The 15982-nt window shown below is 74.1% G+C and carries 11 protein-coding genes; 5 read left to right on the top strand and 6 right to left on the bottom strand.

What is annotated here, in order from left to right:
* Positions 1-3: 3 nt before the first annotated feature.
* The 3 genes from Mco01_RS29630 to Mco01_RS29620 all read left to right on the top strand — a co-directional run bounded on the left by Mco01_RS29630 (position 4) and on the right by Mco01_RS29620 (position 7159).
* A complete protein-coding gene (locus Mco01_RS29630) occupies positions 4-1542 on the top strand; it encodes a TIGR02677 family protein (RefSeq protein WP_204060153.1) in 1539 nt (512 codons plus the stop codon).
* An 80-nt stretch (positions 1543-1622) separates the two neighbouring features.
* Positions 1623-2990: a DUF2398 family protein gene (locus Mco01_RS29625; protein ID WP_204060152.1), complete on the top strand. Its 1368-nt coding sequence runs from the start codon at positions 1623-1625 to the stop codon at positions 2988-2990.
* The gene (locus Mco01_RS29620) at positions 2987-7159 is read left to right on the top strand and encodes an SbcC/MukB-like Walker B domain-containing protein (protein ID WP_204060151.1); all 4173 of its coding nucleotides are present in this window, start codon (positions 2987-2989) and stop codon (positions 7157-7159) included. Before Mco01_RS29625 ends, Mco01_RS29620 begins: the two co-directional genes overlap by 4 nt.
* Before the next feature lie 50 nt (positions 7160-7209).
* On the opposite strand, the gene Mco01_RS29615 is transcribed toward Mco01_RS29620, so the two are convergent.
* Positions 7210-7767, bottom strand: coding sequence for a DUF1772 domain-containing protein (locus tag Mco01_RS29615; RefSeq protein WP_204060150.1), 558 nt, complete (start codon positions 7765-7767; stop codon positions 7210-7212).
* 294 nt (positions 7768-8061) lie between these two features.
* Here Mco01_RS29615 and sigJ point away from each other — a divergent pair, with 294 nt between their 5' ends.
* Positions 8062-8934 (top strand): RNA polymerase sigma factor SigJ, encoded by an 873-nt coding sequence (gene sigJ / locus Mco01_RS29610; protein WP_204060149.1) that lies wholly within the window; start codon positions 8062-8064, stop codon positions 8932-8934.
* 77 nt (positions 8935-9011) lie between these two features.
* Here sigJ and Mco01_RS29605 read toward each other — a convergent pair whose 3' ends face one another.
* Positions 9012-9464 carry an iron chaperone gene (locus Mco01_RS29605; RefSeq protein ID WP_204060148.1) on the bottom strand — a complete coding sequence of 151 codons (453 nt, stop codon included), beginning with the start codon at positions 9462-9464 and terminating at the stop codon, positions 9012-9014.
* A 76-nt stretch (positions 9465-9540) separates the two neighbouring features.
* Positions 9541-9897 (bottom strand): VOC family protein, encoded by a 357-nt coding sequence (locus Mco01_RS29600; RefSeq protein WP_204060147.1) that lies wholly within the window; start codon positions 9895-9897, stop codon positions 9541-9543.
* 179 nt (positions 9898-10076) lie between these two features.
* Here Mco01_RS29600 and Mco01_RS29595 point away from each other — a divergent pair, with 179 nt between their 5' ends.
* Entirely contained in the window at positions 10077-12881 is a 2805-nt protein-coding gene (locus tag Mco01_RS29595) for an ATP-binding protein (protein ID WP_204060146.1), read from the top strand.
* Positions 12882-12950: 69 nt separating this feature from the next.
* On the opposite strand, the gene Mco01_RS29590 is transcribed toward Mco01_RS29595, so the two are convergent.
* From Mco01_RS29590 to Mco01_RS29580, 3 genes are all read right to left on the bottom strand, one after another.
* A complete protein-coding gene (locus Mco01_RS29590) occupies positions 12951-13868 on the bottom strand; it encodes an NADP-dependent oxidoreductase (protein ID WP_239103999.1) in 918 nt (305 codons plus the stop codon).
* A 112-nt stretch (positions 13869-13980) separates the two neighbouring features.
* Entirely contained in the window at positions 13981-14580 is a 600-nt protein-coding gene (locus tag Mco01_RS29585) for a TetR/AcrR family transcriptional regulator (RefSeq protein WP_204060144.1), read from the bottom strand.
* Positions 14581-14836: 256 nt separating this feature from the next.
* Positions 14837-15820, bottom strand: coding sequence for an ArsR/SmtB family transcription factor (locus Mco01_RS29580; protein ID WP_204060143.1), 984 nt, complete (start codon positions 15818-15820; stop codon positions 14837-14839).
* Between the last annotated feature and the right edge of the window lie 162 nt (positions 15821-15982).

The following is a 15982-nucleotide window of genomic DNA, read 5'->3' as shown; positions in this document are numbered from 1 at the left end:
GTCATGGCAGATTCACGGGGTGGAAACAGGGCGCTCGATCTCGACGCGCTCGCGGTGGGGGACAGGTTCCGGCTGTTCAACTTCACCCACAGGGACGACTACGTCGTCTATCTGTGGGTGCTCAGGGCGATGGACCGGCTGCGCGCCGTGCACCGCGTCCAGGTGGGCAGCGAGGACGTCGCGGCGGCGATGGCGGAGCTGGCGCTGGCGCACGACGGGGTTCCCATGGTCGACGGCTCGCTCCGGGGCCGGCTCGACGCCCTCGCCGCCGACGGGATCGTCCACCGGCTGGAGGACGCGTCCCGGGCGGGCTCGCTGGAGCGCTACCGCAACCGGCAGTCCGTCTACCAGTTCAGCGAGCTCGGCTACCGGGCGTTCACGGCGGTGGAAGACGTCCTGGCGGCCCGCGTCCGCGACGCCAACCTGTCCCGCCTGGTGTTCTCCGACATCCTCGACGACCTGAGGTCGCTCGCCGCGGCCAACCGCGCCGGCGACGAGGAGCAGGTCTACCGGCGCATCTCCCGGCTCGACCAGGTCATGGAGGACATGGTGCGCCGGTCGGCCCGGTTCCACGTCACCCTCGGCGAGATCGTCACCTCGACGGAGGCGTCGCCCGAGCTGTTCCTCCGCTACAAGAATGCCCTGCTCACCCACATGACCGACGTCATGGCGGAGCTCGACCGCCACCTGCCCCGCCTGCACCGGGCCGTCCTCGACGTGGAGGCCACCGGCGTCGCCACCATGCTGGTGCGTGCGGCCGACGCCGACGACAGGCCGTTCCTCAGCCCGGGGGAGCGGATGGAGGACTGGAAGCGCCGCTGGGAGGTCCTGCGCGCCTGGTTCACGGCGGAGCCGGGCGCGGAGTCCGGCGCCGCCGAGCTGCGCCGCGCGACCCGCGCCGCCGTGTCCGGGGTCGTGGCCCTGCTCCGGCAGCTCACCGAGGCCCAGCGCGGCGGGGTGAACCGCGCCTCCGAGCTGCGGCATCTCGCGGAGTGGATCTGCGACACCCCCGACGAGGACGCGGCGTACGCGCTGGCGGCGGCGGCGTTCAACCTGGGGTCGGCCCGGCACATGGGCGGGGCCTACGACGACGTGGAGCAGATCTCGCCGCGGGCCACCTGGTGGGACGCGCCCGGCGTCGAGGTCGCGCTCACGCCCTTCCGTACGGGGCGGCAGGCCGGGCCGGGCATCCCGCAGCCCGTCCGGGTCGATCCGCGCAGGCGCGCCGACCTGCGCCGCGAGCAGATCGCGGCCAGGGCGGCCGAGCGCAGGGCCGCCCGGAGCCTGGCGGAGCGCGGACCACACGGTCGGGCGCTCGACGAGGCCGAGACCCGCGTGCTGCTGGCGCTGCTGACCAGGGCGCTGGAGGCCCGCTCGGTGGTGTCCGGACGGCTGGGGTCCGGCGACGGCAGCGACGACACCGTGGTCCTCCGGCTCGTGCCCCACTCCGCGGGCAGCAGCGTGCGGACTCCGCACGGCCTGCTGCACCTGCCGGGGTTCGCCCTCGAGATCGCGCCCCGCGCTGGGACCGCCCATGCCTGAGCCCCTCGCCGCCGCCGGCGTCCCGCCCATCGACCCCGCCGCCCACGTACGGCAGATCGCGCCGCGTTCGGGGAGCGCCCATGCCTGAGCCTCTGGCCGCCGCCGGCGTCGCTCCCGCAGATCTCGGCGGCTACCAGGAAGCGGTGCGGCTCGTGCTGACGAGCGACCTGATCACGACCGTCCACCCTCGTCCCGGTGTGCTTGAACGCGTGCTGCCCTGGGCCGACCAGCTGACCCGCGACCTTCGCGACCTGTTCGGCTACACGCTCATCGCGACCACCCGCCAGGTACGGCTGATCCGGCGGTTCGACGCTCTCGACCCGTCGCGGGGGAAGATCTTCGCCAACAGGGCGGCCAGGCCCTTCGACCGCAGGCGGCTCGCGTACCTCTGCCTGGTGCTCGGCTCCTTCCAGCGCTCCCGGGTGGAGATCAGCCTGGCGGACCTGGTGCGCCTGTTCGCCCCCGCGGCCAACTCCATCCCGGGGCTCGGCTTCGATCCGCTGGTCACCGGCCATAAGGCGGCGGTCGTGGACGTGATCGGCTGGCTGGTGGAGCGCGGCGCGCTGAACCTGTCGGACGGCTCCGTCGAGGCGTGGGCGCGTGGCGACGGGGGAGACGCCCTCTACGACATCGACCACGACATCTGCGCGGCGATCTTCCGCCCGTCCCGCCCGATACAGCACCTGACCAGCGCCGCCGGCCTGCTCGACGGCCTGGACGGCGGCGCCGAGGCACGGGTGCGCCGGCTCCTGCTGGAGCGGCCCGTCGTCTACTACGCCGACCTCGACGCGGAGGCCGCCGCCGTCCTGCGACGCGACGACCTCGTCGACAACCTGGCACGCCTCACCGGCCTGGTGGTGGAGCGCCGCGCCGAGGGCGTGCTGCTCGCCGACCCGGGCGGCAGATTCACCGACCGGGCCTTCCCCGGCAGGGGCGGCGCCGTCAACCGGGCGGCCGGGCTCCTGCTCGCCCGCATCGCCGACGCGCTCGAAGAGGAGCGGTCCGCCCCGGCCTCCACCGGGACGTTCGAACGGCTGGAGCCGCCGGTGGAGGCGGACGTCCAGCGTGACCTCCTCGCCCGCGTCGACTCGGCGCTGCCGCAGGCCGGCGTCGTCCGGGACCTCGCGTGGTCGTCCGGCCAGACGCCGCCGATGCCGCCGGACCGTCCCGACCCGCTCGTCCTCCTCGAACGCCACCGGCTCGAGGCGCTGATCGAGGACCTGTACGAGACGTTCGGCGCGGCCTCGTTCACCGGCGCCTGGCAGCAGGACCCCCACGGCCTGCTCGACGCCGCGCTCGACCTGCTGGCTGACCTGCGTCTGGTCCGGCCGGTGCCCGGCGGGGTGCTGCTGCTCCCGGCCGCCGTCCGCTACCGCAACATCACGATGGCGATCCCGGCGCCGCCCAGGGGCCAGACGGATCTGTTCGAAGGAGGAGACCCGGCATGACCCGGTTCAAGCCGTCCCGTGCCGGCCTGATCAACATCTGGGACTACACCGACGAGGAGTTCGCCTTCGCGGACGGCCGGCTGGTGCTGCGCGGGCACAACGGCTCCGGCAAGACCAAGGCCCTCGAGGTGCTGTTCCCCTTCATCCTCGACGGCGTGGTCGACGCCCGCCGGCTCGACCCGTTCAGCGGCGAGAACCGCACGATGAAGTCCAACCTGCTCTACCGGGGGCAGGAGTCCGAGTACGGCTTCGTGTGGATGGAGTTCGCGGACGGGCGGCGGACGGTCACCCTGATCGTCGCCATGCACGCCCACCGGGACCGGCCCGACGTGAAGCGGACCTATTTCGTCACGGCCAAACGCGTGGGCGTCGACTTCGGGCTCCTCTCGGAGGAGGCCCGGCCGCTGACCGACCAGCAGCTCAAGCGCGTGCTCGAACCCGGCGCGGCCCGATCCAACGCCACCGACTACCGCGACGCGGTCGACGCGGCACTGTTCGGCCTCGGGCGGGAACGGTACACGCAACTGCTCGACCTGCTGCTCGCGCTGCGCCGTCCGCTGCTGGCCAAGGACCTCGACCCGGTCAAGGTCTCCGACACGCTCACGGCCGGACTGAGCCCCGTATCCGACGACCTGATCGAGCAGGCGGCCCGCGACTTCGACAATCTGGCGGCCGTCCAGCGCCTGGCCGAGGACCTCGCGGCGGCCGACTCCGCCGCCCGCGACTTCCTGGCCAGCTACGCCGACTACCTGCGAGTCGGCGTGCGCGGGTGTCTCGACCGGATCGAGGCGCGCACCGAGCAGGCCGTACGGCCGGCCGTGCTGGTCGGCGAGGCGCGGGCCGAGATGCGCCGCGCCGAGGCGGCCCAGCGGGAGGCGGAGGAGGCGTGCGCCGCCGCGGTCGCGGAGCAGAAGAGGCTGGAGGCCCGGCTCGACGCCCTCAAGCGGCACGAGGCCTACACCGCCCAGGGCGAGCTGGAGAGCCTGCGCGCCCGGGTCGCCCAGGGGGCCCAGGAGATCGCCCGGATGCGGGAGGCGAACGCCAGGGGCGCCCGGCACGTCGCGGACCTGCGCCGCGAGGCCGCCGAGCTCGACCGCGAGCTGGCCGAGGCCAGGGAGGCGGCCGGGCGCCAGGCGGCGGCGAAGGCGGAGGCCGCCGACCTCGCCGGGATCCCGCGGGACGAGGGGGGCGACGTCCCGGAGATCAGGGCCCGGGCCGTCGCCCGGCTCCAGGACGTCGAGGACGTCCGCCGCGGCCTGCGGAAGGTCGAGGAGGCCGAACGCGAACGCGGCCGGGCCGAGCAGGCCGTGCAGCGGGCGCAGCAGAAGATCGACGCGGGCGGGCACGCGTGTGAGAAGGCCGAGCACGCCCTCGCCGAGGCGGTCGGCCGGGCCGAGGCCGACCTGCGCGCCTGGGCCGGCAGGTGGACCGGCCGCGCCGAGCTCGCCGAGCCCGTCGTGCCTCCGGGCGACGGCGACGCCCTGGCCGAGAGCCTGGCCAGGCTACGGGAGCCCGGGGCGCCCAGTCTGGGCGAGGTGTTCGGCGACCTCGTCGAGGCGCGCCGCTCCGCGCTCGCCGCAGAGGCGGCCGGGCTGGACGCGACACTGGAACGCCTCACCGTGGAGATCACGCGGCTGACGGCGGAGCGGGACGAGGTCGCGTCCGAGCGGGACGACGCGCCCCCGCTCGTTCGGCAGGCCGATCGCGAGGGGCGGCCGGGAGCGCCGCTGTGGCGGCTGGTGCGTTTCGCCGAGGAGGTCGGGCACGCCGACGCCGCCGCCGTGGAAGGGGCCCTGGAGGCAGCGGGGCTGCTCACCGCGTGGATCCATCCCGACCCCCGGCTGACCGTGGAGGCGCTGGAGAAGGCGGAGCCCGACGCGTACCTGCTGCCGGCCCCGCCCGGGCTGCGGCCGGCCGGGCCGACGCTGGCGAGCGTGCTGGTGCCCGAGGATCAGGGCGCTGTGCCGGCGGAGGTCGTCTCCGGCGTGCTCGCGTCGATCGCGCTGACCGAGGAGATCGATCCGGCGTCGGGCACGCCGGCGGTCAGCACCCGGGGACAGTTCGGTGTGGGCGTTCACCTGGGCGTCCGGGCCAAGGACGCGCCGGAGTACATCGGCGCCACCCATCGGGCGGCCCGCCGGGCCAACCGCCTCGCCAAGTACGGCCGGGAGATCGGCGACAGGTCCGGTGATCGCGAGCGGGCCCTGGCGGCCCGCGCCTCCCTCCGTCAGCGGCTCGACGACCTCGGCCGGGCGCGGGGTGAGCTGAGGCCGATCGGCCGGGACATCCCCGGCGCCGCGGCGGCGCTGGCCCAGACGTCGGCGCTGCTCGCCGCGGCCCGTACGGAGCTGGCCGAGGCCGCCACCGCCCTCGACGCCGCCACCGCCGAGATGGACGCTGAACGGCGGCGCCTCCGGCAGACGGCGGCCGACCTGACCATGCCGTCCGCCTCCGACGAGGTCGAGGCGGTCGCCGCCGCCATCGGCGACTTCACCGCGGCGGCGGACCGCCACGCCCAGCAGCTGGCCGCGGTCGGGAGACTGGACAGAGACCTCGCCGGGCGGCTCCGAACCGTCGAACGGCTGGAGGCCGAGCTCGCCGCCGCGTCCGACGACCTGGCGGACAAGGAGGAGGCACACCTGGCCCTCGCCGAACGCCTGGCCGCCGCCGAGGAGGCGCTCAGCGCGCCGCTCAAGGAGATCCTCGACCAGATCGGCGACGCCGAGCGGGCCCTGGCCGCGGCGACCGGCGCCGCCCGGGCCGCCGAGCAGCGGGCCCGGGACGAGCACGACGCGCTGGTGAAGGCCAAGGTCTCCTACGAGCACGGAAGCGCCTCGCTCGTGTCCGCGCTGCGTGAGCTGCTCGACCAGCTCGCCTCCTTCGCGCCGTTCACCCAGCCGGAGCTGCGGCCGGTGCTGGGCGTCGCCGCCGCGCCGGTGTGGCCCGACACGGCACGGTGGCCCGAGCCCGAACGGGCCGCCGCCGACGTCGTCGAGCGGCTGGCCGGCGAGGACGCGGTCACGGCGGTGCGGGCCGTGCTGCCGGACGGCGCGGCGGACCTCCTCGCCCTTTACGAGACGGCGGCGGCGGGGCGGCAACCGGGGGAGGCTGCCCGCAAGCGGGCCCGCGACCGGATGTCCCAGGCCCTCAAGGAGTTCGGCGAGGCGCTGAACGCCTGCGAGGAGGACTACCGGCTCGACTGGGAGCAGGGCGAGTCGCTCGTCCTGGTCCGGGTCCACGACGCCGACGGCCGTCACCCGGTGGCCGTCTTCGCCCGGCGCGTGGCGGAGCGCGCCGAGGAGCAGGGCGTGCTGCTGGAGGAACGCGAGCGCAGGGTCCTGGAGGACGAGCTGCTCGCGGGCCTGGCCCAGCAGGTCTTCGACCGCGTGATGCTGGCGAAGGACCTGGTCAAGGGCATGGACGCGGACACCAGGTCCCGGCCGATGTCGACCGGCACGACTGTGGGCATCCGGTGGGTCGTCTCCGACAGGGTCACCGACGCCCAGCGCGAGGTCTCCGAGCTGCTCGGCCGCGACGATCTCGGGCCCGCCCGGCTGGCCGACCTCCGGCGGCTCCTGAGGCAGATGATCCACGAGTACCGGGCCGGGCACCCTCGGGCGACGTACAAGGAGGCGCTGTCGGCCGTCCTCGACTACCGCGCCTGGCGCTCGTTCGAACTGCGGCTCAAGGTCCCGGGGGAGGAGGAGGTCAAGCTGAGCAGGAAGCGCCACTCCCAGATGTCGGGCGGCGAGAAGTCGGCCGCCATCCACCTGCCGCTGTTCGCCGCCGCCAACGCCCTGTACGGATCGGCCGCGCCCACCTGCCCCCGCATGATCGCGCTCGACGAGGCGTTCGCCGGCATCGACGACGTCTACAAGCCCGACCTGCTCGGGCTGACCGTGCGCTACGACCTCGACGTGTTCATGACCGGCCACGACCTGTGGGTCCGGTACGACACGGTGCCCGCGGCGGCCCACTACGACATGCACAGCGACAAGGCGTCCCACACGGTCTCGGCCATGCTCGTCCTGTGGGACGGGTGCGAACTCGTCGACTCCGCCGCCGGGTTCTCCGGCAACGACGAGCTCGCGGGAGAGATCCTGGGATTCCCGCCGACCCGCCGCGTCCCGGAGGAGGACGGCGTCCTGATACCGGCCGGCGGCGAGTGACGGGCCGGCCCTCCGTGGGCCGGGGCCGGGCACTCACCGCGAGGCTGCACTCACCGCGAGGCGGGGTCATCAGCGCGGGCGGCGGAGCCGTGCCCGCCGCGGTCGGTGGCGAGCGCGACGCAGGCCAGCACGGCCGAGCCCAGGCCGAGGCCGGTGCGCACCCAGTTCCAGCGGTACCAGGTCGCCAGCTGGGCGTGCACCTCCTGTGGCGGAAAGGACGGGTCGAGCAGGGCGAGGTTCGCACCGACGAAGTAGATCGGCAGGAGCGCGATCGTCCCCGCCATGCCGGCCGTCGCCAGCACCCAGAGGAGCCTGCCGGGCCGGTGACGCCTCACGCCGGTGTACGTGACGATGCCCAGCAGCACCGCGGAGGAGAGCTCGAAGGGGAAGACCGTCGCTCCCGTGACCGGCCCGGACACCGCGAACCGCGCCAGGAACGCGGCCGGGTCCATCGCCCGCCATTCCGGGACGAGCACGGTCTGGCTGAGCAGCGCGCCGCCCGCGAAGGCCGCCGTGCTGGCGACCGCCATCGTGTCGATGACGCCACCTCGCCGTCCCGGGCCGGCGACGTCGCCGGAAGAGGACAAGGTCTGCCGGGTCCAGGTCATCGTTCCACTCCTCGTCGTCTCGGCGTACCGACGGCCACCGCCCGGCGTCCGCGGAGACCGGCCTCGCCGACGCCGGTCGGCGCGTACGGCCGGTGCCGCGCGCACGGGCAAGGACCGTGGGCGCGTGCGGGCCGGGCACCTGCGGCGGGCACGGGCGGCGACCGTGCAGCGCGTGCGCCCTTGAGCGGGCGTGTGCGGGCGGTGCGCTCGTACCGCCGGTGACCGGGATCGCGTCACATCGGCCGCGTCTGTTCTGTCAGTGATATGACAGATCGCGACGAGGGATTGTGACCGATGGACGACGACTGGCTGGCGGCACGGTTCGAGGCCCACCGCCCTCATCTGTGCACGGTCGCCTACCGCATCCTCGGTTCGGTCAGCGAGGCCGAGGACGCGGTGCAGGAGGCCTGGCTGCGCATGAGCCGCGCCGACACGGACGAGGTGGCGAACCCGGGCGGGTGGTTCACGACGATCGTGGCCCGGGTGGCGCTGAACATGCTGCAGTCGCGGAGGGCGAGGCGCGAGGAACCGCTGGCCGTGTACGTGCCCGACCCGGTGGTGAGGGCCCCAGACGGAGCCGACCCCGAGCAGCAGGCGCTGGTGGCCGACTCGGTGAGCCTGGCGCTGCTTGTCGTGCTCGACACGCTGGCTCCGGCCGAGCGGCTCGCCTTCGTGCTGCACGACATGTTCAGCCTGCCTTTCGATGAGATCGCCGCCGTCGTGGGCCGCTCCCCGGCCGCGGCCCGGCAGCTCGCAAGCCGGGCGCGACGCCGCGTCCAGGGCGCCACCGTTCCCGACGCCGACGTCCCCCGTCAGCGGGAGGTCGTCGACGCCTTCCTCGCGGCGGCGCGCGACGGCGACTTCGAGGCGCTGCTCGCCCTGCTCGACCCCGATGTGACGCTGCGGGCCGACGTCGGCGCCCAACCCCCGGGCGCGTCGCGGGTGATCTGCGGCGCGGCCGCCGTGGCCGGGCAGGCACTCGCCTTCGCGTGGCGCGCGGAGCTGGCCCGTCCCGCACTGGTGAACGGAGCGGCCGGGGTGCTCGTGGCCGACGGCGACCGGCCGGTGGCGGTCATGGGCTTCGCCGTCGCGCGGGGGAGGATCAAGGAGATCGACATCCTCGCCGACCCCGCCCGGCTGCGCCTGCTCGACCTTCCCCGCCTCTGACCCCACGGCGAGCGATCGTCGACCTCCGCACCCTCGGCTCACCCCGGGGGTCGTGGGCAACCGATGACGGCCGCGTCTCAGCTGACCGCCTGCTTCACCAGCACACCGATCCGCGCCTCCACCTCGGGCGTCATCTCGGTCAGGGCGAAGGCGACCGGCCACATCGCGTCCTCGTCCAGTTTCGCCTGGTCGCTGAACCCGAGTGTCGCGTAACGCGTCTTGAACTTCTCCGCGGGCTGGAAGTGGCAGACGATCTTGTCGTTCAGCGCGTAGGCGGGCATCCCGTACCAGAGCCTCGGTGCCAGTTCCGGAGCGCCGGCCATGATGACGGTATGGACGCGCTCGGCCATGATCCGGTCCGCGTCCCGCATCTCGGCGATCTTCGCGAGGACGTCCCGCGCCGCCTCCGCCGCCTTCTCCGCGCGCGAGCCCCGTCGCGCCGCCTTCTTCCCTTCTTCGGCGTGCGCCTTCATCGCGGCCCGCTCCTCGGCCGTGAATCCCTCGTACCTGCTGTCTTCGGTGGTGCTCATGGCGGAACTTCTCCTTGAAAACATTGATATCCGGCTCGTCGAGTGCCTCGGACGGGTGCAGCCTCCCAGATGAAGGTCAGCGGTCCTGCAGCAGCCCGAGGACGTTGCCGTCGGGGTCGACGACGGTGGCCACCAGGCGGCCGCCGCCCACCTCGTGCGCGGCCTCCTTCACAGTGGCCCCGGCGGCGACCACCTCGGCCAGCTTCGCCTCGATGTCCGGTACGTGCCAGTAGGCCACCGGTGAGGTCATGCCCTGCGGCCCACCGTCCGGCACCAGTCCGATGTGCTGGCCCTCGGCGTCGAAGCCGACGTAGTAGGGCGAGTCGGTCTGCGGCGGGTTGCCGAGCAGGGCCGCGTACACCGTCTTGGCCCTGGCCAGGTCGGCCACGGGGTGCAGCACGGTCCTGATCACCGGAGGGAAAGCGTCGGTCATGGTCACTCCTGTGGTGGTGGGTCACATCGACCCGCTGTCTGCGTGGTCACAGCTTTCTCCCGCGCCTGGCGGGTCCGCATCCGTGGTGAGTACGGAACCGGCCACGGATCGGCGGCACGGATGGCGCACGGTGCCCATTGCGGGGGGAGCACGATTGGGGATGCGACAAAATGGTGGCGATGGTGACAGGAGTGGAGATCTCGCCTCGGGAAGCCGAGGTGCTGGAACTGGTCGGGGCCCATCTCAGCAACGCCGAGATCGCGGCACGGCTGTGCATCTCGGTGCGTACGGTCGAGAGCCACGTCTCCTCGCTGCTGCGCAAGCTGGAGGTTCCGGACCGGCGTGAGCTCGCCCGGCGTGCGCCCGAGCCGGCCGCCGCCGCTCCGTCGCATCCGGAACCGGTCCTGCCGACCCGGCTGACCTCGTTCGTCGGGCGGGTTCGCGAGCGGACCGAGCTGATCCAGATGATCGGCACCCACCGCCAGGTGACCGCGGCCGGTCCCGGTGGAGTGGGCAAGACCCGGCTCGCGCTGGCGGTGGCCGCGGAGGCGGCCGGCGACTACGCCGACGGGGTGTGGTTCGTCGACCTCGTCCCGGTCACCGATCCGGGCATGATCGCGTCCGCGGTCGCCGGGGCGCTCGGTCTCGGTGAGCAACTCGGCCGTGACATGACCGAGTCCGTGGTCGCCGCGCTGGCCGACCGTCACGCGCTGCTGGTGCTGGACAACTGCGAGCACGTGGCCGACGGGGTGGCGCTGTTTCTCGAACGGCTGCTGGCGACGTGCCCTCGGGTGACGGTGCTGGCGACCAGCCGGGCCCGGCTGATGGTCCCGTTCGAACGGGTGTATCCGGTCCCGCCGCTGTCACTGCCGGCCGACGGCGAGTCGGACGCGGTCGCGTTGTTCATGGAGCGGGCGGCGGCGGTCGGCCGGCCGCTGGATCCTCCGCTGCGCGACCAGATCGCCGCGATCTGCGAGCGGCTGGACGGAATGGCGCTGGCGATCGAGCTCGCCGCCGCCCGGTATCCCACGCTCGGGCTCGACGGCATCACCGCCGCCCTGTCCCACCCCCTGCGGATGCTCACGGGCGGCTCCCGCGCCGATGAGAGGCACCGTTCGGTCCGGACGACGCTGGACTGGAGTCACGCCCTGCTGGAGCCGGCCGACCGGGCGCTGCTTCGCCAGGTGTCGGTGTTCGTGGCGCCGTTCACCACTGCGGCGGCGGCCGAGGTGACCGGGGGCGAGGAGGGCCTGGTCGCCGACGGCCTGGCCCGGCTCGCCGAGCAGAGCCTGCTGGTGGTGACGGCGTCCCCCGGCGGGACGCGATACCGAGCGCTGGAGACCATCCGCCAGTACGCGACGGAGCGGCTCGCCGAGGCCGGCGAGCTGGACGACGTCCGATCCCGGCACCTTCGCTGGTGCCTCGCCGAGGCCGCCGGCCTGAGCGTGGTGGGAGAGGACTGGCGGGCCCGGTTCGACCTGGTGGCCGACGACCTCCGCGCGGCCCTGGCGTGGGCGGCCGAGCGGCCGGAGCGGCGCGCGGACGCGTACGCGCTCGCCCGGCACCTGGCGGAGCTGACCTTCACCCGTCACCTGACCGGCGAGTCGCAGCGGCGCTATGAGCAGGCGGCCGGGCTCGCGGCCGGCCCCTCCGTCGCCGCGTCGATGCTTCGGCAGGCCGCGGCCGTGGCCGGCTGCCGGACGATCGGCGATGACATGTACCGCCTCCGCCTGGCCGCCGCCGACGCCGCCCGCGAATCCGGCGACACCGCCGGAGCCGCCGCCGACCTGGCGACCGCCGCCACCATCGCGTTCCGGTTCTCGACCACGTTCGTACGGCTTCCGTCCCCCGAGGAGGCACTCGTGCTGGTCAGCGAGGCGCGAGAGACGGCCGGCGACGATCCGGCCGCGCGGGCCGCGGTGGCACTGGCCGAGGCCGCTGTGCTCACCGACGCGTTCGGCGCCGCCCAGGGGCCGCCCGGCAACGCCGTACCCGAGACGATCGCGCGCGCCGAGCGCGCGGTCGAGCTCGCCCGCCGGACCGGCGACCCGCTCGCCGAGTCGGCCGCGCTCGACGCGCTCACCGGAGCCCAGAGCTGGGCCGGCGACACGTTCGCCACCGCGGCCACGGCACGGCGCCGCATCACGCTCCTGACATCCCTGCCGATCTCTCCGGCCGGCACCCACGAGCTGATCGACGCGCTCAGCATGGCCACCGAGGCCGCTCTCGGCGCGGGGGACGTGCCAGGCGCTCTCCGATGGGCACGCCGGCTGGCCGGACACCCGTCGCTGGCGGAGGTCGGTCACCGCGCCACGTGCCGGCTGCTGATGGTCGACGCGCTGGCGGGAGACGTCGACGAGGCGCTCACCGGCAGCGTCCGGTTCCTCGACGCGTGGCGGCGGGCGGGCAGCCCCGCCCGGACGCTCTTCCGCCCGGCGGTGGCCGGCGTCGCGATGATCCACGGCCTCCGCGACGACCGGGACGCCCGGCGCGAATGGCAGGAGGTCCTGGACGAGCTCCACACCCCACCCGAGCACACGTACGGCTACGGGGCGGTCTTCGACGCGATGCTCCTGCTGCACCGCGGGCGGGCGGAGGAGGCGCTGGAGCGGACGGCCCCGGATGCCAGGCAGGTGTGGAAGTGGGTCACCTGGATCTGGCACCACTGGTATGTCGCGCTCCGCACCGAGGCCGCCGTGCTCGCCGGGAGCCCCGACGCTCGCGACCGTGTGGCCGAGGCCCGGACCACTGTGGCCGGCAACCCGGTCGCCGACGCCATCGTGGAGCGGGCCGAAGCCCTGCTCGACGGCGACCAGGAGGCGCTGCTCGCCACGGCGGACGCGTTCGACGCCGCCGGCTGCCGCTACCAGTCCGCCCGGACCCTGGTGCTGGCCGGCGGCGACCATGCCGTGCGCGGCGCGGCCGCGCTCGCCGGCCTCGGCTTCGCCCCGATGGCCCCTGCCCGGCGCCGCACGACTCCGTGAGGGAGCGCCAAGGGCAGGCCTTGAGACGGGTGGCTCCGACATGGGAAAGCGCTCATCCGCGTATCGACGTCAGCGGAACCGCAGGACGAACCGCCCGCGAACGCCGCGCCGTTCGAGCGAGTGATGCGCGTCGGCAGCTCGGGAGGCGGGCAGTTCGCCGGCCACCCGGACGGTGAGCCGTCCTTCACCGGCGAGTTCGGCGAGCTGGTCGAGCTCGGCCGCGGCCCCGGCGTAGTCGCGGACGAAGATCGGGATGACGCGGACCCGGTCGGTCCCGTCACCCTGGTAACCGCGGACGGTGACGACGGCGCCGCCGTCCCTGACGGCAGGGAGCACGGCGGCCTCCAGCACGGCGGCGTCGACGAGCCCGTCGACGCCGGCCGGGTGGTTGCGGCGGACCATTGCGGCGAAGTCGTCCCCCCGCGGCACGACCTCGTCGGCTCCGCACTCGCGGACGAAGGTCTCGTCCTGCTGGGCGGCGTCGGCGATGACGATCAGCCCGGCCTGCTTGGCGAGCTGGACGACATACCCGCCGACGGTGCCGGCGGCGCCGGTGACGGCGACCGTCGCGCCGGCCGGGAGCGCCAGCGTGTCGAGTGCGAGCCGGGCGGTGAGCCCGTTCATCGGGAGGGTGGCGGCCTGGACGTCCGAGAGCCCGGCCGGGATCTTCGCGGCCGAGCGTGCCGGCACGACGAGGTCTGCCCGGTAGCCGCCGTGCTCGCCCGAGGGCACCACGATGGCCATTACGGCGTCCCCGATCGCGAACGGACGGTCGATGTCCGGGCCGATGTCGGTGATCACACCGGCGACCTCCATGCCCGGCACCCGCACCGCGTCCGCCTCATCCTGCCGCGGACGAGAACGGATGATCGCGTCGGTCGGGTTCACGGTGGCGCTGCTCACCTGGATCCTGACCTGACCGGGACCGATCGGTTCGGCCGCCAGGTCGAGCTCGTTGAGAGCGTCCGGTCCGCCTGGCTGTGTCACTCCGATCGCATGAACCATGATTGTTCGTGCCTTTCGTTGGTGCCTGCGTGGTGATGGGCAGGGCCGACCGCGCCGCCGGCAGCTGTCGCGGCGTGCGCTCAACCCGGTTCGGCTACGGCGACGTGGGGGCGTGAAGACCCTGGAGCAGCAGGGTGCACACCTCGTCAAGCTCGGTGACGATGCCGGGGTTCTGCCATTCGGCCGCGTGGCCGAGGTGGTGGAACTTGGCGGTGGCGTTGAAGACCACGCGGGCGGTGGCCTGCGCGTCGTCGGTGGGAAGGCTGCCGTCGGCGGCGCCGTCGGCGACGATGGCCGTCAGCTGGCCCAAGAGGTCGGTGACGTGGTCGGTGGCGACGCCGCTGTGCGCGGCCGCGAGGATCGCATAGGCGGCGAACAGCTCCGGGTCCTCGCGAATCTTGGCCTGCTTCCCGGCCAGGACGGCGTGCAGCCAGGTACGCAGGCGCTGCGCCGGCGGGACCGCGCTGTCGGCGGCGATGACGGCGAGGGCGTCGCGGCTGCGGTCGAGCCAACGCCTGGTCACGGCCTCGCGCAGCGCCTGTTTGGAGGGGAAGTGCTTGTAGACGGCGGCGTGGCTGACCCCGAGTGTCCGGGCGACGTCGACGACGGTCGCCTTGTCCGGTCCGTGGCGGCGCAGGATCTCCTCGGTGGCCGCCAGGATGGCGTTCGCGTCCAGTGGGGTTCGGGCGGGCATCAGCGCCTGCCGCCCGTCGGCTCGTCGCCGGCGCTGTGTCCGTACACGCCGGACATGCCCGCGCAACCGCGCCCGACCGCCCCCACACCGACGTCGGCGCCGGGTGCTCTGTGCTCCATGCGAGAGACGCTAGGCGGGCTGGTAACAGATGTCAAAATTTGTAACCTGCTACCTCCCACTCACCACCGCGTGACCGCAGCGAACCCGGCAACGGAAGCGGGGGCGTCCAGGAAGGTCCGTCGCGGGCCGAGCGATCTCAGCGGCCGCCCTCCAGCAGGCCGACGCCGAGTGGGGCGACCGCGTGGATCACCGACTGGCGGTGCCGCCGTGTGGTGATCAGCCCGGCCTCGCGCAGGACGGCCGCGTGCCTGCTGGCCGTCGCCGGGGGGACGCGCAGCCGCCGGGCCAGTTCGCTGGTGGTGCACTCGCCCTCGGCCACCGCCTCGAGGACCTGGGCGCGGGTGACGCCGAGCAGGGCGGGCAGGGCGCGGCTCCGCCGGCGCTCCGCCCCGTCGTCCGTCCAGCCGGGCTCGTGCTCGATGGGGTAGACCAGCCGGGGCGGGAGGGTGGTGTCGAGCAGGGTGGTGGGCGCTCCCCAGCAGAAGAAGGCCGGCTGCAGGAGCAGGCCGCGGCCGTCGAGGTGGATGTCGTGCTCGGCCGGGAAGTCCAGTTCGAGCACCGGGTAGCTCCAGCGCGCCGAGGGATGCAGGGTGGCCAGAACGCGCTCCCAGCCGTACGCGGCGAGCGTGCGCGACCTGCGGATCCGGTCGTGCTCGACCTGCGCACGGATGTGCTCCCAGTACGGCGAGAGGCAGGCGGCGTGGTAGTCGCGCAGCGCGTCCGCCACCCGGCCGACCTGGGCGGCGTCGCCGTCCGCGAGGCGCCGCATCCATGCCCGGACGGGACGGTGGGGGTGGCGGCGGACGAGTTCGGCCATGTCGTCGCCCAGTCTCGTCCGGGGAGTGCCGCGCACCGCCTCCACGCCCTCCTCCACCGAGGCGACGAGGCGGCCGGGCGTCATGAAGTCGGCGGAGTACCCCTTCGGCGGAGCGAGGTCGGCCAGGAGGCGGGCCGAGGACGGCAGGCGGGTGCGGGCCCGCCTCCTCCACTCGCCGAAGAACACGGCCCCGCGCGGCTGGCGCAGACGGTAGAGGCTCAGCAGCGTCTCCCACATGGGGTCGGGTCCCGGAGCGATGGTCGTACGTGCCAGGTCGTCGCTGGTGAAGTGGATCCTCAGCACCGCCGCCCCCTCGCGTGACGGATCTCCCGCGGCCGGGGCGGTCTCGGCCCGGGACCGCCCGCGGGATGTGCGGTACCCGCCGATTCCTCCCGGACACCCGCCGATTCCTCCCGGACACCCGCCGCTCCTCCTCTCGGATGGAGTTCCAGGCAGCCGCTAGGG

Origin of the sequence: Microbispora corallina (genome assembly GCF_016863035.1) — a bacterium.
GTDB classification, from domain to species: domain Bacteria; phylum Actinomycetota; class Actinomycetes; order Streptosporangiales; family Streptosporangiaceae; genus Microbispora; species Microbispora corallina.
This window is presented reverse-complemented; position numbering and strand designations above follow the sequence as displayed.